This is a genomic window from Pseudomonas sp. NBRC 111138, assembly GCF_001320835.1.
Classification (GTDB): domain Bacteria; phylum Pseudomonadota; class Gammaproteobacteria; order Pseudomonadales; family Pseudomonadaceae; genus Aquipseudomonas; species Aquipseudomonas paracarnis.
On record NZ_BCBO01000031.1, the window covers coordinates 1 to 15,374 of the forward strand.

Genomic DNA, 15,374 nt, shown 5'->3' on the forward strand with positions numbered 1-15,374 from the left:
GGCTTAATTACGCTTTTGTGGCAGAAGGCGCTTTTTTAGCAATAAGGCGAGGGATTCGACGCATTACCGGCGGCACCCGCATCAACAGAAGTAGCGCACCTATAGAAGCGTAGATAGCCCACTCCTTCAGATCCGCCCGCACTATCCATAGCATGTGCAGCAAACCGAGCCCAAGAATCACATAGACCAGACGATGCAGCTTCTTCCAGCGACTACCCAACCGACGCTGGCTATAGCGGTTCGACGTAACGGCCAACATAAGGAGAGCAACAAACCCCAGCGCCCCCACAATGATGTAGGGCCGCTTGCTCAACTCTACGCCGAGCTGCGACCAATCCAGCCCCAGGACAAACACACAATAGGCCGCCAGGTGCAGCACAACATAAGCAAAGCACCACAGCCCCAACTGTCGTCGCACTGCTATCCACCCCGCCCAACCGCTCAACTTCTGCAGCGGCGTCATAGCAAGCGTGATCAGCAATAAAATGAGCGTCCCCAAACCCAGGCGATCAACGAGCACCTTGCCTGGATCTGGCCCCAGCGCAGAACTCCATGCTTCATACAGCCAGAGCAATGGCCACACTGCTGCGGCTACAAACACGCCGATGCGCCAGATGGGATAGCGCATCAGTAGTTCTTCCGCAGATCGAGGCCTGTATATAAAGAAGCGACCTCATCCGAATAGCCATTGAACATCTGCGTCTCGCGCACATTCGGACTAAACAGGCCGCTCGGCAGACGGCGCTCCCGCGCCTGGGTCCAGCGCGGGTGATCGACCGTAGGATTCACATTCGCATAAAACCCATACTCATCAGATGCAATACTCTGCCAGGTCGTTTTCGGCTGCTCACTGACCAGACTGATACGCACGATGGACTTCACACTCTTGAAGCCATACTTCCACGGCACCACCAAGCGCAACGGTGCACCGTTCTGGTTAGGCAACTCCCGCCCGTACATGCCCACAGCGAGGATCGCCAACGGATTCATCGCCTCATCCAGGCGCAGCCCTTCCACATAAGGCCAATCGATCAAGCCGAAACTTGAGCGTTGCCCAGGCATGCTCTTGGGATCCTGAAGGGTTTCAAAACGGATGTACTTGGCTTTGGAGGTTGGCTCGACCTGCTTGAGCAACGCCGAGATGGGAAAGCCTATCCACGGAATCACCATGGACCATGCCTCGACGCAACGCAGGCGGTAGATGCGCTCTTCCAGCGCATAGGGTTTCATGAAGTCCTCCAGGGCATAGCGCCCAGGTTTTGCGACTTCACCATCAATCACCACACTCCAGGGCTGCGTCTTGAGCGAGCCCGCATTCGTTGCCGGGTCGCCCTTGCCTGTCCCGAACTCATAGAAGTTGTTGTAGTGAGTTGCATCCTTGAATGGCGTGATGGCCTCATCTTTGACCGTCACCGACTGCCACTTCGCATTCGGAAGTTTTTCCGTAAACCAGTTGGGCGCACTGCCCGGCTCGACGTCGGCATACCGCGAAGCATCGCCGGCACTGGCCCAACGCGGCAAGCTGCTGGCGGCAACACCGGCAAGCGCACCACCGAGCAGGCTGCGGCGAGAGAGATAGAAAGATTCAGGCGTGACATCCGATTCGTGACAATCGGACGCTTTGGGTAATTTGATTAACATGGTAACTCCGCAGCGTTGGAGAACTGATGCACCAATAGACTGCGGAGTATGGGGGAAATTACATTAAGACAATGTTTTGTCCCGACGCAGACGCAACAAGTACTGAATCGGGCCAGAAGCCGCATAGGCCAGGAACGCCAGCAGCAGGATACGCGGTGGATCACTGAACACGACCGCGAACACCAGCACCACCACAAGGATGGCCACGAAAGGCACGCGCCCCTTGAGGTCAAATTCCTTGAAGCTGTTGTACTTGATGTTGCTGACCATCAGCATGCCGGCCGCTGCCACCATCAGGGCAACCAGGAACGACATCTTCGATCCCTGAATCCCGTAGTCACTGAACGCCCATACAATCCCCGCGACAACACCCGCCGCTGCCGGGCTGGCAAGGCCGATGAAGTAGCGCTTGTCGGCAGTCCCTACCTGGGTGTTGAAGCGCGCCAGGCGCAAAGCGGCACCCGCGACATAGATGAAGGCAACCATCCAGCCGACCTTGCCCATGTCACCCAATGCCCAGGCAAACGCCAGCAGTGCGGGGGCAACACCAAAGGCAACCATGTCCGACAACGAGTCGTACTCGGCGCCAAAAGCACTTTGAGTATTGGTCATACGCGCCACGCGACCATCCAGGCCGTCGAGCACCATGGCCACGAAAATTGCGATAGCAGCAAAGCCAAAGTATTTGCTGGCACTCGCCGCATCACCCGCCGCCAGCGCGCTCTGGGCACTCATGGAGTTGATGATGGAGTAGAAGCCGGCGAACAGATTCGCCGTGGTGAACAGGTTGGGCAGCAGATAGATGCCACGATGCCGGACCTTGCGGCCTTCGGCGTCATGCCCTTCTTCGACATGTTCATCAATCGGCAGCATGCTTTCGGCGTCGGAAGCCTGGTTTGGCTCTTCGGGACGTTCGCTCATGGACTTTACCTTGCAACGGTGTGAAAAAATTCGACAGATACTTGCAGCGAGTGTTCGCCTGCAAACGATGCAGCTTTATACCAGAACCAACCCCTCAAACGAAAAAACGCGGCCTAAGCCGCGTTTTCCCTTGATGCGTACGACTTAGTTCTTGGCTTTGTCGACGATCTTGTTGGCACCGATCCACGGCATCATGGAGCGCAGTTGCTCGCCGATGACTTCGATACCGTGAGCGGCGTTATTACGACGCTTGGCGGTCATCGAAGGGTAGCCGGTAGCGCCTTCGCTGATGAACATTTTGGCGTATTCGCCGTCCTGAATACGTTTCAGGGCGTTGCGCATGGCCTGACGGGACTCGGCGTTGATCACTTCCGGACCGGTCACGTACTCGCCGTACTCGGCGTTGTTGGAGATCGAGTAGTTCATGTTGGCGATACCGCCTTCGTACATGAGGTCAACGATCAGCTTGAGTTCGTGCAGGCATTCGAAGTAGGCCATTTCCGGCGCGTAGCCAGCTTCAACCAGGGTTTCGAAACCAGCTTTTACCAGCTCAACGGTACCGCCGCACAGAACGGCTTGTTCGCCGAACAGGTCGGTTTCGGTCTCGTCCTTGAACGTGGTTTCGATGATGCCGGTACGACCGCCACCCACGCCAGCAGCGTAGGACAGTGCAACGTTCTTGGCATTGCCCGACGCATCCTGGTAGATCGCGATCAGGTCAGGGATACCGCCGCCTTTGATGAACTCGGAACGCACGGTGTGGCCCGGTGCTTTCGGCGCGATCATGATCACGTCGAGGTCAGCGCGCGGCACGACCTGGTTGTAGTGAATCGCGAAGCCGTGGGAGAAGGCCAGGGTAGCGCCCTTCTTGATGTTCGGCTCGATTTCGTTCTTGTACAGCGAGGACTGGAACTCGTCCGGGGTCAGGATCATGACCAGGTCGGCAGCCGCAACAGCAGAAGCAACGTCGGTCACTTTCAGGCCATGGGCTTCAGCCTTGGCGACAGTGGCCGAGCCTTTACGCAGGCCAACGGTCACGTCAACGCCGGAATCTTTCAGGTTGCACGCTTGAGCGTGACCCTGGGAACCGTAGCCGATGATGGCGACTTTCTTGCCCTGGATGATCGACAGGTCACAATCTTTATCGTAATAAACTTTCATGAGGTTCCTCTATATATCCAGGCCGTAAGGCCATTCGCTAATTGGGTTAGATGCTGAGTACTTTGTCGCCACGGGCAATCCCGGTGACACCACTGCGTACGGTTTCCAGAATCGAGGCCGTCCCGATCGACTGGATGAAGCTGTCCAGTTTGTCGCTGGTACCGGTCAGTTGAACGGTATAAACGCTGGCGCTCACATCGACGATCTGCCCGCGATAAATATCGGTAGTGCGCTTGATCTCGGCACGCTGGGCGCCAGTGGCCTTGACCTTGACCAGCATCAGTTCGCGCTCGATGTGAGCGCTTTCCGACAGGTCGACCAGCTTGACCACTTCGATCAGCTTGTTGAGGTTCTTGGTGATCTGCTCGATCACCTCATCGTGGCCTACGGTGGTCAACGTCAGGCGCGACAGGGTCGGGTCTTCGGTCGGGGCCACGGTCAGGCTTTCGATGTTGTAGTTGCGTTGCGAAAACAGGCCGACAACACGAGACAGAGCGCCGGGTTCGTTCTCCAGAAGCAGGGAGATAATATGCCGCATGATTAAGTACGCTCCGTCTTGTTCAGCCACATGTCGCGCATAGAGCCGTCTTTGATCTGCATCGGGTAGACGTGCTCGCTGGTATCCACCTGAATATCGATGAACACCAGGCGGTCCTTCATGGCGAACGCTTCTTCCATCTTCGGCTTCAGATCTTTCAAATCAGTGATGCGAATGCCGACGTGGCCATAGGCTTCAACCAACTTGATGAAATCCGGCAACGATTCCATGTAGGAATGGGAGTGACGGCTACCGTAGCTCATGTCCTGCCATTGACGAACCATGCCGAGCACGCCGTTGTTCAAGCAGACGATCTTCACGGGAAGACCGTATTGCAGGCACGTCGACAGCTCCTGGATGTTCATCTGGATGCTGCCTTCGCCGGTGACGCAGGCAACGTCGGCATCCGGGAAGCTCAGTTTCACCCCCATGGCCGCAGGGAAACCAAAGCCCATCGTGCCGAGGCCACCGGAGTTGATCCAGCGGTTAGGCTTGTCGAACTTGTAGTACTGCGCCGCGAACATCTGGTGCTGGCCCACGTCGGAGGTCACAAAGGCGTCGCCCTTGGTCACTTCGCACAGGGTTTCGATCACGGTTTGTGGCTTGATGATGCTGCCGTCGCCCTTGTCATAAGGGAACAGGCCACGATCACCGCGCCATTCGTCGATCTGCTTCCACCAGCTGGCAACGGACTCCTTGTTCGGCGTTTCGCCGATGTCCTTGAGTGCAGCGACCATTTCGGTCAGTACACTTTCTACAGGCCCCACGATTGGCACATCGGCCTTGATGGTCTTGGAGATGGACGCCGGGTCGATGTCGATGTGGATGATCTTGGCATTCGGGCAGAATTTGCTCGCGCCGTTGATCACTCGGTCATCGAACCGCGCGCCCACGGCGAGGATCACATCGGCGTGGTGCATGGTGAGGTTGGCGGTGTAGCTGCCGTGCATGCCGAGCATGCCGACAAACTGACGGTCCGAACCCGGGAATGCGCCGAGGCCCATCAGGGTGTTGGTCACCGGCAGGTTGAGCAGCTTGGCCAGTTCGGTGAGTGGCGCGGAACCGCCGCCCAGAATCACGCCACCGCCGGAGTACAACACGGGGCGCTTGGCCGCCAGGAGCATTTCTGCCGCCTTGCGGATCTGCCCCGAGTGCCCACGGACGGCCGGACTGTAGGAACGCAGCTTGGCTTTCTTGGGAAAAACGTATTCGAATTTTTCGGCCGGGTTGGTCATGTCTTTCGGGATATCGACCACCACAGGGCCCGGGCGACCGGACTGTGCGAGGTAAAACGCCTTTTTCATGACTTCCGGGATTTCCGACGCGTGCTTGATCATGAAGCTGTGTTTCACGATCGGGCGGGAAATACCGATCATGTCGGTTTCCTGGAAAGCGTCGGTGCCGACCATGGTGCTAGGCACCTGGCCAGAGATGATCACCATCGGGATGGAGTCCATATACGCAGTCGCGATGCCGGTGATGGCATTGGTTGCGCCTGGGCCGGAGGTTACCAGTACCACGCCGGCTTTACCGGTGGCACGGGCGTAACCGTCAGCCATATGGGTCGCGGCCTGTTCGTGGCGAACCAGGATGTGGGTAACAGCCGGTTCCTTGAACAGTGCGTCGTAGACATGCAGCAGAGCACCACCTGGGTACCCGTAGATATAGTCGACGCCTTCGTCACGCAAAAAGCGGACGAGCATCTCACCGCCAGATAAAAGCTCCACGTTGTTCACCTCTAAAACGCCAGAATACCGTCCGTTAAAAAACCGACGGGTCTTAATAGGTTTACTTCTCAACAGAGCATGAGCGACGGTGGTCGCCGACTACGTCAGCACTGACTGAGCAAGTATTGGGATCGTCCCAAGTGTTGCGGGCTTTTCCCACCCAGCGCGAGGTAACGCGTTGCGGGTGTTACAGGTCGGCGCGGATGTGCGCCTCATGATCTGCTGAGCGGGCCTGCTTCTGGCAGTCCCGATACAGCGGACTTTGGATTCTTCTGTTTCACGCCCTTCAAGTCAAGCAATAATTGCGCTTTTTTCCAACTAAGCGCATGAGAACGCAGAAGAAAGGGCTTTGAGGAGGGATAAAACTCGCCTGAATGTCGTCAAGCGGTAGAAATGTGCGCAAGACTGCCGGAAAAACCGGCAGTCAGGCAATTAACGAGCGTCGGCGATCAATTGATCGAACTTTTTCAGCGCGTTACGCAAGCCGAGGCTCTCCCGCGGCCGGTCGGCGTAGACCATCTCGGCCATTTCCAGGATCCCCGACGCATTCGGCAAGGGCAGGTCCTGTTCCAGGATCTGCTTCATACGCGCGAGGAAGATCCACTGCAGCCATTGGTGGAAATCAAGAGTATCGACGGAAAAGGGTTCGACGCTGCTGAGGGCTTCAACACCGGGGGATACTTCATCCCACCAGCCCTGCACGCGCAGTTCGCGCTCGATCAGCAATAACTGCTCGGCAATCGCGGGAAAACGCGCATCCATCAGAGGCTGACCTTGGCTTTTTGCCGCGCCTGGGCGGCACCCGCTGCATCGCCCTGGGCGGCACGCGCATCCCCGATCAAGGCCCACAGGCTGGCTTGCAGGTCTGGGCGCCCATTGGCCAGGCTCAGGCCACGGCGAGCGAATTGCTCCGCCTGGGGCGCATCGCCCTGGGCCATGCGCACCTGGGCCAGGCGATAGAGCACTTGTGGCTCACGCGGCGCCACGCGCTGGGCACGTTCAAGGCTCGACGAGGCGCCATTCAAATCGCCACCCGCCTGCTGCTGCTGAGCGGTGGTGAGCAACGCCAGCACCGGGCCATCGAGTTGTTCGTCCGCCGATAACCCGCCCGCACTGGACGATGAGGGAATACCGCTCGGCGTCGAAGGCATGTTGTAGGTGCCCTGATTGACCGGCGCGGTTTGAATCGGCGTGGAGTTCACCGGCCCGGAAGTGCTCGGGCCTGGGGTCCATGGCTCGGCACTGATAGGCGCCGAGGTTGCAGCCCCACTGCCGGGCACCATCACTACGACGCCGGAATCCTGGGGAATTGCCTGGGTTGCAGCTTGGGCTGGCCGTTTGACCACGGTCTGACGGAAGCCGCCATTGGCCGAAATGCGGTCGTTATTGGAAACGGACGTGCTTGAGTCCACCACAGGGATAGAGCCGCGCTGCACGCTGGAGCAACCGCCGAGCAAAGCCAGAGCCGTAATTGCTGGAATCCACAACTTGTTCACTTGAAACCCTCTTTGCTTAATTCATCCAGCCCTTGACCCAATCCATCACCGAATCCGCGTCAGCAGGAGCACTGCCACCGCACGCAGGGCCGGGTGGTGGTTCGCTGCCGCGAATATACGGCATCTGCACCGCGCCCGGACAGTTGGCATCGGAGCCTTGGCCGGTGTGCGGATCAATCCAGGCCTGCACAATATTGTCCGGCTGCGGCATGTTGAGCGGCAACGGGTCAGCCTTGCGCATGAAACTAGTCCATACCTGCAGCGCGCCGGTGGCACCGGTGAACGGCGTCTTGCCATTGTCGTCGCGCCCCAGCCATACCACGGCCAGTACATCCTGGCCGAAACCTGCGAACCAGCTGTCGCGGGAGTCGTTACTGGTACCGGTCTTGCCCGCCAGGGTCAGGTTCGACGGCAGCACGCTGTAGACCGAACGCCCCGTACCCTCGCGCATCACGCGCTGCATGGCGTTCTGGATCAGGTAGATGGAGCCCGCGTCGAAGCGCTGCTGAATCTGGAACGGGTAACGCTTGAGCGGTTCGCCATCGGCGGTCAGCACACTGCGAATACCGCGCATCGGCGTATTGAAGCCACCATTGGCCAGGGTCTGGTACATGGTGGTCACTTCCATCGGCGTCATGGCCGCAGCGCCCAGGAGCATGGACGGGAACGCCGGGAATTCGCGTTCGACTCCCAGTCGCGCCAGAGTCTTCAGCACGTTCGGCACACCCACTTCAAGCCCCAGACGCGAGGTCGAGATGTTGTAGGAATGCGCCAATCCTTGATACAGGAACACCGTGCCATGGGAACGGCGGTCGAAGTTCTTGGGCGTCCATACCTGGCCATCCGCGCCTTTGATCGACAGCGGGTCATCGGACAGCCAACTGGTCAGCGTGTACTTGCTGGGTTTTTCCAGTGCAGTGAGATAAACCGCAGGCTTGACCAGCGAGCCAATCGGCCGCACGGCATCCAGTGCGCGGTTGAAACCGGCGAAACTGGCCTGGCGGCTGCCGATCATGGCCTGGACCTCCCCGGTTTCCGGATTGGTCACGACCATGGCGGCCTCGACTTCATCCGAGCCCTTACGGCCAGTCAGGCGCTTGAAGGTGTCGTTGACCGACGCTTCGGCCTTCATCTGCAGGATGGGGTCGAAGCTGGTGAAGATCCGCAGCCCCTCTTCGGTCAAGTCTTCGTCGCGGTAGTCTTCGCGCAGTTGGCGCTTGACCAGGTCGATAAAGCCCGGGAACGAGCTATCCGCCAGCTTGCCGCGGGTTGTCACACCCAGTGGCATTTTTTTCGCAGCGGCCACTTGTTCAGCGGTGGCCACACCCTGCTGCTCCAGTACATCGAGCACCAGGTTGCGACGTTCAAGCGCACGCTCCGGGTTGCGGCGCGGGTTGTAATAGGACGGCCCCTTGACCATCCCCACCAGCAACGCAACCTGATGCAATTTCAATTCGGACAACGGCTGCCCGAAGAAGAACTGGCTGGCCAGGCCAAAACCGTGCACGGCGCGCTGGCCATCCTGACCGACGAATACCTCGTTGAGGTAAGCCTCGAGGATTTCCTGCTTGCTGTAATGCAGCTCCAGCAACATCGCCATCATGGCTTCGGTGAGTTTACGGGTCAGGCTGCGTTCGTTGGTCAGGTAGAAGTTCTTGACCAGTTGCTGGGTCAGCGTACTGCCGCCCTGGGTCATCTTGCCGCCGGACGTGTTGACCCAGATAGCACGGGCGATCGACTTCGGCGACACACCCCAGTGGCTATAGAAATCGCGGTCTTCGACAGCGACCAGGGTTTCGAGCAGATACGGCGGTACCTGATCGAGCTTGATCAGGATGCGATCTTCAAGATTTTTCGGGTAAATACCGCCGATCAGCAACGGTTCAAGACGCACCACCGGCAGCTTGGAGCCATTGAGCGACGACAGCTCAGCCACATAGTCGCCAGAGAAACGCACGCGCACCGGCTGGGCTTTTTCCAGGCCTTCGTAGAACTGGAAGCCACGGGTGTTCAGGTCGACGGTATTACCGCTGACCGCCGCAGCGCCAGGGCCATTGCTCACGGGTTCGCGGCGGTAGCCCAGCGCATCGAGCTCGGTAAGGAAGTCATCCTTGCTCAGCTTCTGGCCGGAGAACAGCTCCAGCGGGCGTGCATACACCTTGGCCGGAATCGTCCAGCGCTTGCCGGAGAATTTTTCCTGCACCACGGCATCGAGGTACACCGCAAGGCCGGCGACCGCCACAAGGCCCACCAGGCCAAGCTTGATCACCCAGCCCAGCCAAGGGCGCGGGCCGCGGGAAGGAGGTTTTTTACGGGAACGGGGAGATCGGGTTCGAGTCATGGCGGCGGATTATACGCACTTTATTGATGATCAACATGAGCCGGACAGCGGTTTGCACGACTGGCATCAGCAGCCATAATGCCCCCCATGATTTTCCCCCGACTTTGAAGGATCGCCCGTGAGCCAGACCCTGATCGCTGCCCTGCAAAACCCGGCCTTGTACCCTCATCCGGTTGACGCGTTTCAAGTCATCGAGACCCATATTTCCTGGGTAATACTGACGGGCCCCTATGCATATAAGCTGAAGAAACCGATGAACTTCGGCTTCCTGGACTTCACCAATCTGGACGACCGCGGGCATTTCTGCCACGAGGAACTGCGCCTCAACCAGCGCCTGACCGAAGATTTGTATCTTGAAGTGTTGCCGATTACCGGCACTGCCGAGGCGCCGCAACTGGGTGGCGATGGCCCGGCCATCGAGTACGCGCTGAAAATGCGCCAGTTCCCGCAAAGCCAGATGCTCAGCACCCTGCAAGCCAACGGCGAACTGACCAGCGCGCACATCGATGAGATGGCCAAGCAGATTGCGCAATTCCACCTCAGCGCCCCCAAAGTCCCGCAAGATCACCCCGCCGGCACGCCGGAAGAGGTGATGGCTCCGGTACGCCAGAACTTTGACCAGATCCGCCCGTTCCTCAGCGACAAGGCCGACCTGACTCAGCTGGAGGCTCTGCAAGCCTGGGCTGAAAGCAGCTTCGAACGCCTCAAGCCTTTGCTTGCGCAGCGCAAGCTCGATGGCTATACCCGCGAATGCCACGGCGACATTCACCTGGGCAACGCCACGCTGATTGATGGCCGCGTGGTGATCTTCGACTGCATCGAGTTCAACGAGCCTTTCCGCTTTACCGACGTGTACGCCGACACCGCTTTTTTGGCGATGGACCTGGAAGATCGTGGCCTGAAATGCCTGGCACGGCGCTTCATAAGTCAGTATCTGGAATTGACCGGCGACTACCAGGGCCTGGAGCTCCTGAACTTCTATAAAGCCTACCGTGCATTGGTGCGCGCCAAGGTCGCGCTGTTCAGCATGCCGAGCGAAGCCAACCCGGTGCAACGCGCTACCACCCTGCGCCAGTACCGCAACTACGCCAACCTGGCGGAAAACTACAGCACTATCCCTTCGCGCTTCCTGGCAATCACCCATGGCGTTTCAGCCGTGGGCAAGAGCCACGTGGCCATGCGCCTGGTCGAAGCCCTGGGCGCGGTACGCCTGCGTTCGGATGTAGAGCGCAAGCGCCTGTTTGGCGAACAACAGGTAGAGAACACCCTGCAGGCCGGTATCTACAATCAGGACGCCAGCGCTGCCACCTACGCACGCCTGAACGAGATTGCCGACACCGTGCTGCGCGCCGGCTACCCGGTGGTGCTGGATGCCACTTTCCTGAAACGCGCACAGCGTGAGGCCGCCGCTCAGGTTGCCGAAGCCACTGGGGCGCCGTTCCTGATCCTCGACTGCAACGCCCCGCAAGCCGTTATCACCAGTTGGCTGGCACAACGCCAGGCGGATAAAAACGATCCGTCTGACGCCACACTGGCCGTTATCGAAGAACAACAAGCCAGTCGTGACCCGCTGACGGCCGAGGAGCTGCTGCTCAGCAAGCGTGTGGAGACCAATGAAAGCGGGACGCTCGACGCGTTGGTCGGGCATATCCGTCAACACCTGCCGGGCCTGTAAGAAATATTTCTTGGTCGCGTCGTCGTCTTCGGCGCGCGACCCAGCGATAGTGGCACTATAATGGCTCTATAACGCCAACCAGAGTCGCGATCATGAGTCAGCCAAAGCTTCTTGATACCCCGCTCTACGCCTTCCTGCACAAGGACGACATCCGCGGCTTCAACCAGGAGCGCCCTGAAAATGGCCCCATCGACATGCGCGGTGGCGACTTTCGAGGGCTGGACCTGCGCGACCTGAACGCCACCGGTATTGACTTCACCGACGCCTATTTTCGCTCTGCCGACCTGCGCGGCCTGGACTTGCGTGGCTGCTCACTGGAAGGCGCCAGCCTGGCCCATGCGCAGATTTCGGGTGCTTATTTCCCGCCCGAACTCACGGCTGACGAAATACTCATGTCGGTCAATTTCGGCACTCGCCTGCGCTACCGCACCAAGTAACCCCACACACCGAGTACCGGCCAGCCCCCCTGCCTGCCGGGCACTTTGCGCCTGCCTGCGAGCAAGCGCCGTCGCGCCATCCTTATAAGCTTTTCAGCCCTTTCTGACCAAAGAACCACGCTTTTCCTACTGAGCGCTACACTCATTTTCAGGCTGCCTGGTCACGACACCCACCGCACCATTCGGCCAACGCAAGGAGGCTTGATGAACGATGAGCTGCAACACCTGAAAAACCTTGGCAAGACGTCAGCGCAGTGGCTGCATGCGGTGGGCATCCACAGCGCGTCCGACTTGCGCCGGCTAGGGGCGGTCGATGCCTACCGAGCCGTGCGCACGCGCGGGTTTCGAGCTTCGAAGGTTCTGCTGTATGCCATTGAAGGGGCATTGATGGATGTGCACTGGAACGACATACCCACGGAGCGCAAGGAGGCCTTGAACCGTCAGTTGGAAGCGATTTCAGTACATCAGAAGAACTAGAGCGGCACTCAAACCCAGTGTTGATGGGCATTGCAAACGAGCGTTTGAGAAAACTGGATGAAGCAGAAAAACAAATGTTGACTCTCAAATGAGAATCGTTATGATTATCACAACTGGTCGCGAGATCAGCCGATAACTGAAAGACCATTGGTTCGGACTCTCAGATTATCTCCTCATCAGGCTAATCACGGTTATTTGACCCGGCTCTTGCCGGGTCTTTTTTTGCCCGCGAATTAACCGGCCTTAACGCGCAATGATCAACGGATGCCCGCGCTCCGGATGCGGCTGTACCAACACATCCAGACCGAATACAGCCTTCAGTGGCTCTGGTTGCAGGACTTTAGAGGGCGTATCCAACGCGTGGGGGCGGCCGTTTTCCAGCAACAGGATCCGGTCGCAGTAGCGCGCCGCCAGGTTCAAATCATGCAGGATGACCAGCACCGCAGCGCCTCTGTCGGCAAAATGTCGGATAGCTTGCAAGGTTGTGTGTTGGTGCAGAGGGTCGAGCATTGATGTGGGCTCATCCAGCAGCAACGTCTGCCCTGCCTCACCCGGCCATAACTGCGCCAATACCCGTGCCAGGTGCACACGCTGCCGCTCGCCACCCGACAAATCCAGGTAACTGCGGCCACTCAGATGGCCTACATCAGCAGCCTGCAGCGCGGCGTTGATGATTTCGTCGTCGCGCACTCGCCCGGTCTGATGAGGCAAGCGGCCCATGCCCACCACCTCTTCGACACGAAAGGCAAAGTCCAGGGTGGAGGATTGTGGCAGCACCGCCAGGCGCTGAGCACGTTGCACACCTGTCATGTGCTTGAGCGCCTGCTGATCCAGCCACACCTTGCCCTGATCCGGCTGCAGCTCCCCGCACAGCGCCCCAAGCAAGGTACTTTTACCGGCGCCATTGGGGCCCAGCACGCCCAGCACTTCGCCCGGCAATAGGTCCAAGGTGACATCGGCCAGCACGGTCTTACCACCGCGCCGGATCTGCAACGCTTCTACCCGCAACATCAGGCGCGCCCTCGTAATAATAAATAGAGGAAAAACGGCGCACCGATAAACGCAGTGACAATACCGATCGGCAGCTCCGCCGGCGCCAACGCCAGACGCGCCACCAAATCAGCAAACAACAGCAGGCTCGCACCCGCCAGCACTGAAGCCGGCAACAATACCCGATGGTCCGGGCCCGCCAGCAGCCGCACCAGATGTGGCACCACCAACCCGACAAAACCAATCATGCCCGCCGCTGCTACTGCGGCGCCAACGCCCAGGGCCGTGCAGAACACCAACTCGCGCTTGAGCCCCTCGACATCAATACCCAGATGGTTGGCCTCGGACTCACCCAGCAACAACGCGTTCAGCGCCTTGGCCCGGCGCGGTAACCACAGCGCCACCCCTGCACTCACCAGCAGCAAGGGCCACAACCTTGAATAACTTGCGCCATTGAGGCTGCCCAGGTTCCAGAACGTGAGGGTGCGCAAGGTGGCATCGTCCGCCAGATAGGTAAACAGGCCTACGGTGGAACTGGCCAGGGCCGTCAGCGCGATACCGGCAAGCAACATCGTCGCGACATTGGTCTGGCCATTGCGACGCCCCAGGCGATAGACCAGTGCCGTGACGCCCAGGCCACCGAGGAAGGCGCACAGCGACAACAGGTACGGCCCGAAAGCATCCGGCAGCCCGCCAAATAGCGAGCCACCGACAATCGCCACCGCCGCTCCCAGCGCGGCACCGCTGGATACCCCTACCAAGCCAGGGTCGGCCAGCGGGTTGCGGAACAACCCCTGCATCGCCACGCCCGACAACGCCAGCACACCGCCGACCGCCATCCCCAACAGGGTTCGCGGCAGGCGAATCTGCCCCAGGATCAACTCGGCCTGCTCCAACCCCTGGGCCTCAATCGGTAAGCCCATCAGCCTTAACGCAGCCCTGAGGGTGTCCACTAACGGCAGGCTGACCGGCCCCAGTGCCAATGAGAGCCAGATCGCCAATACATACAGCAGCGACAGCCCGATAAACAGCGTTTTTGGCTTAACCAGAGTGGTCATGGAGCAGGCTTAGGCTGGGACGGATAAAAACCGGCAGACAGTTTCTCCAGGCTTTGCGGCAATCGGGGCCCAAGGCCGCCTACCAGCAAGGTCGGATCCAGTTCGAAGACACGGCCACTCTTGGCTGCCGGCGTAGAGGCAAGGATCGGATTTTCCTTGAACAAGGCTGCGCGCGCCGCGTCACCGGTCAAGGCGCGATCGGCAAATACCAGCACCTCAGGGCTCAACCCTGCCAGCGATTCGACGGAAAACGGCTTGTATCCCACATGCGTGGCGAGATTACGCCCCCCAGCCTGCTGCAACATCCAATCAGCGGCGGTGTCCTTGCCCGCGATCAGCGGCTTGCCACCGGCATGGCCGAGCAGCAACAGCACGCCTGGAGCCTTTTGCGTGGCCTGGGCCTTGGCCACCCAATTTTTTTGCTGTACCAACGCATGCTCATACCCGGCAAACAAGGCATTAGCCTGGGCCTCACTGCCGAGCAGTTTCCCCAAGTGTGCAAGGTTGCCTTTGAGCGTGGGCAAATCCGGCTGGGCCGAGAACATCTCCACCTGCACCCCGGCACTGCGAATCTGCGCCAGCACCGGCGGTGGCCCCATTTCCTCCGTGCCCACAAGGATTTGCGGGCGCAGGCTGAGAATGCCTTCGGCCGACAACTGCCGCTGGTAACCAATGCTCGGCAAGGCCTTGAGCGAGGCGGGATGCTGAGTGGTGGTATCCACCCCGACCAACTTCGCTTCACCGCCCATGGCCACCACCCATTCCGATAGCGCCCCGCCGGCACTGACCCAGCGTTGCGGCAGTTCAGAGGCGTGCGCCCCAGTGTTGATCAGCAGTGAGGCAACAAGCGCAATAGCGCTGGTACTCAGGCGCATAACAGGGTTTCCTTCCTAGGGCAGGGCCACTCAAGCA

General features: G+C 59.3%; 15 protein-coding genes. 3 read left to right on the forward strand and 12 right to left on the reverse strand.

Annotated elements, in window-relative coordinates; genetic code table 11:
• Positions 1–7: 7 nt before the first annotated feature.
• The 9 genes from msrQ to mrcB form a co-directional block, all read right to left on the reverse strand.
• A complete protein-coding gene (msrQ, locus tag APH41_RS05755) occupies positions 8–628 on the reverse strand; it encodes a protein-methionine-sulfoxide reductase heme-binding subunit MsrQ (RefSeq protein ID WP_034127029.1) in 621 nt (206 codons plus the stop codon).
• On the reverse strand, positions 628–1,641 hold the full coding sequence (gene msrP / locus APH41_RS05760; protein WP_054917937.1) for a protein-methionine-sulfoxide reductase catalytic subunit MsrP: 1,014 nt from the start codon (positions 1,639–1,641) through the stop codon (positions 628–630). The genes msrQ and msrP overlap by 1 nt, the downstream gene beginning before the upstream one ends.
• 63 nt (positions 1,642–1,704) lie before the next feature.
• The gene (pssA, locus tag APH41_RS05765) at positions 1,705–2,562 is read right to left on the reverse strand and encodes a CDP-diacylglycerol--serine O-phosphatidyltransferase (protein WP_014719927.1); all 858 of its coding nucleotides are present in this window, start codon (positions 2,560–2,562) and stop codon (positions 1,705–1,707) included.
• A gap of 144 nt (positions 2,563–2,706) precedes the next feature.
• Positions 2,707–3,723: a ketol-acid reductoisomerase gene (gene ilvC / locus APH41_RS05770; RefSeq protein ID WP_054917939.1), complete on the reverse strand. Its 1,017-nt coding sequence runs from the start codon at positions 3,721–3,723 to the stop codon at positions 2,707–2,709.
• A 46-nt stretch (positions 3,724–3,769) separates the two neighbouring features.
• Positions 3,770–4,261, reverse strand: a complete 492-nt coding sequence (gene ilvN / locus APH41_RS05775; RefSeq protein WP_003176102.1) for an acetolactate synthase small subunit — start codon at positions 4,259–4,261, stop codon at positions 3,770–3,772.
• 2 nt (positions 4,262–4,263) lie between these two features.
• Positions 4,264–5,988: an acetolactate synthase 3 large subunit gene (locus tag APH41_RS05780; protein ID WP_014719928.1), complete on the reverse strand. Its 1,725-nt coding sequence runs from the start codon at positions 5,986–5,988 to the stop codon at positions 4,264–4,266.
• A gap of 432 nt (positions 5,989–6,420) precedes the next feature.
• A complete protein-coding gene (locus APH41_RS05785) occupies positions 6,421–6,750 on the reverse strand; it encodes a YqcC family protein (RefSeq protein ID WP_034127027.1) in 330 nt (109 codons plus the stop codon).
• Entirely contained in the window at positions 6,750–7,484 is a 735-nt protein-coding gene (locus tag APH41_RS05790) for a M48 family metallopeptidase (protein ID WP_054917942.1), read from the reverse strand. The genes APH41_RS05785 and APH41_RS05790 overlap by 1 nt, the downstream gene beginning before the upstream one ends.
• 16 nt (positions 7,485–7,500) lie before the next feature.
• The gene (mrcB, locus tag APH41_RS05795; protein WP_054917944.1) at positions 7,501–9,825 is read right to left on the reverse strand and encodes a penicillin-binding protein 1B; all 2,325 of its coding nucleotides are present in this window, start codon (positions 9,823–9,825) and stop codon (positions 7,501–7,503) included.
• Between the two features lie 118 nt (positions 9,826–9,943).
• Here mrcB and APH41_RS05800 point away from each other — a divergent pair, with 118 nt between their 5' ends.
• The 3 genes from APH41_RS05800 (at position 9,944) to APH41_RS05810 (ending at position 12,414) form a co-directional block, all read left to right on the forward strand.
• Positions 9,944–11,500 carry a bifunctional aminoglycoside phosphotransferase/ATP-binding protein gene (locus APH41_RS05800; protein ID WP_054917947.1) on the forward strand — a complete coding sequence of 519 codons (1,557 nt, stop codon included), beginning with the start codon at positions 9,944–9,946 and terminating at the stop codon, positions 11,498–11,500.
• A 92-nt stretch (positions 11,501–11,592) separates the two neighbouring features.
• Positions 11,593–11,937 (forward strand): pentapeptide repeat-containing protein, encoded by a 345-nt coding sequence (locus tag APH41_RS05805; RefSeq protein ID WP_034127023.1) that lies wholly within the window; start codon positions 11,593–11,595, stop codon positions 11,935–11,937.
• Between the two features lie 204 nt (positions 11,938–12,141).
• Entirely contained in the window at positions 12,142–12,414 is a 273-nt protein-coding gene (locus APH41_RS05810) for a TfoX/Sxy family protein (RefSeq protein ID WP_003194139.1), read from the forward strand.
• Positions 12,415–12,657: 243 nt separating this feature from the next.
• On the opposite strand, the gene APH41_RS05815 is transcribed toward APH41_RS05810, so the two are convergent.
• Genes APH41_RS05815 through APH41_RS05825 form a run of 3 tightly spaced genes read right to left on the reverse strand, consistent with a single transcriptional unit; the run spans position 12,658 to position 15,337 of the window.
• A complete protein-coding gene (locus tag APH41_RS05815; protein WP_054917949.1) occupies positions 12,658–13,425 on the reverse strand; it encodes a heme ABC transporter ATP-binding protein in 768 nt (255 codons plus the stop codon).
• On the reverse strand, positions 13,425–14,462 hold the full coding sequence (locus tag APH41_RS05820; protein ID WP_054917951.1) for an iron ABC transporter permease: 1,038 nt from the start codon (positions 14,460–14,462) through the stop codon (positions 13,425–13,427). The genes APH41_RS05815 and APH41_RS05820 overlap by 1 nt, the downstream gene beginning before the upstream one ends.
• A complete protein-coding gene (locus tag APH41_RS05825; protein ID WP_054917953.1) occupies positions 14,459–15,337 on the reverse strand; it encodes a hemin ABC transporter substrate-binding protein in 879 nt (292 codons plus the stop codon). The genes APH41_RS05820 and APH41_RS05825 overlap by 4 nt, the downstream gene beginning before the upstream one ends.
• Between the last annotated feature and the right edge of the window lie 37 nt (positions 15,338–15,374).

Excerpts from the sequence above, each read along its gene's own strand:
- APH41_RS05805 (WP_034127023.1), top strand. The coding sequence starts at position 11,593 with ATGAGTCAGCCAAAGCTTCTTGATACCCCGCTCTACGCCTTCCTGCAC.
- APH41_RS05810 (WP_003194139.1), top strand. The coding sequence starts at position 12,142 with ATGAACGATGAGCTGCAACACCTGAAAAACCTTGGCAAGACGTCAGCG.
- ilvC (WP_054917939.1), bottom strand. The coding sequence starts at position 3,723 with ATGAAAGTTTATTACGATAAAGATTGTGACCTGTCGATCATCCAGGGC.
- APH41_RS05815 (WP_054917949.1), bottom strand. The coding sequence starts at position 13,425 with ATGTTGCGGGTAGAAGCGTTGCAGATCCGGCGCGGTGGTAAGACCGTG.
- mrcB (WP_054917944.1), bottom strand. The coding sequence starts at position 9,825 with ATGACTCGAACCCGATCTCCCCGTTCCCGTAAAAAACCTCCTTCCCGC.
- msrQ (WP_034127029.1), bottom strand. The coding sequence starts at position 628 with ATGCGCTATCCCATCTGGCGCATCGGCGTGTTTGTAGCCGCAGCAGTG.
- msrP (WP_054917937.1), bottom strand. The coding sequence starts at position 1,641 with ATGTTAATCAAATTACCCAAAGCGTCCGATTGTCACGAATCGGATGTC.
- APH41_RS05785 (WP_034127027.1), bottom strand. The coding sequence starts at position 6,750 with ATGGATGCGCGTTTTCCCGCGATTGCCGAGCAGTTATTGCTGATCGAG.
- APH41_RS05820 (WP_054917951.1), bottom strand. The coding sequence starts at position 14,462 with ATGACCACTCTGGTTAAGCCAAAAACGCTGTTTATCGGGCTGTCGCTG.
- pssA (WP_014719927.1), bottom strand. The coding sequence starts at position 2,562 with ATGAGCGAACGTCCCGAAGAGCCAAACCAGGCTTCCGACGCCGAAAGC.
- ilvN (WP_003176102.1), bottom strand. The coding sequence starts at position 4,261 with ATGCGGCATATTATCTCCCTGCTTCTGGAGAACGAACCCGGCGCTCTG.
- APH41_RS05825 (WP_054917953.1), bottom strand. The coding sequence starts at position 15,337 with ATGCGCCTGAGTACCAGCGCTATTGCGCTTGTTGCCTCACTGCTGATC.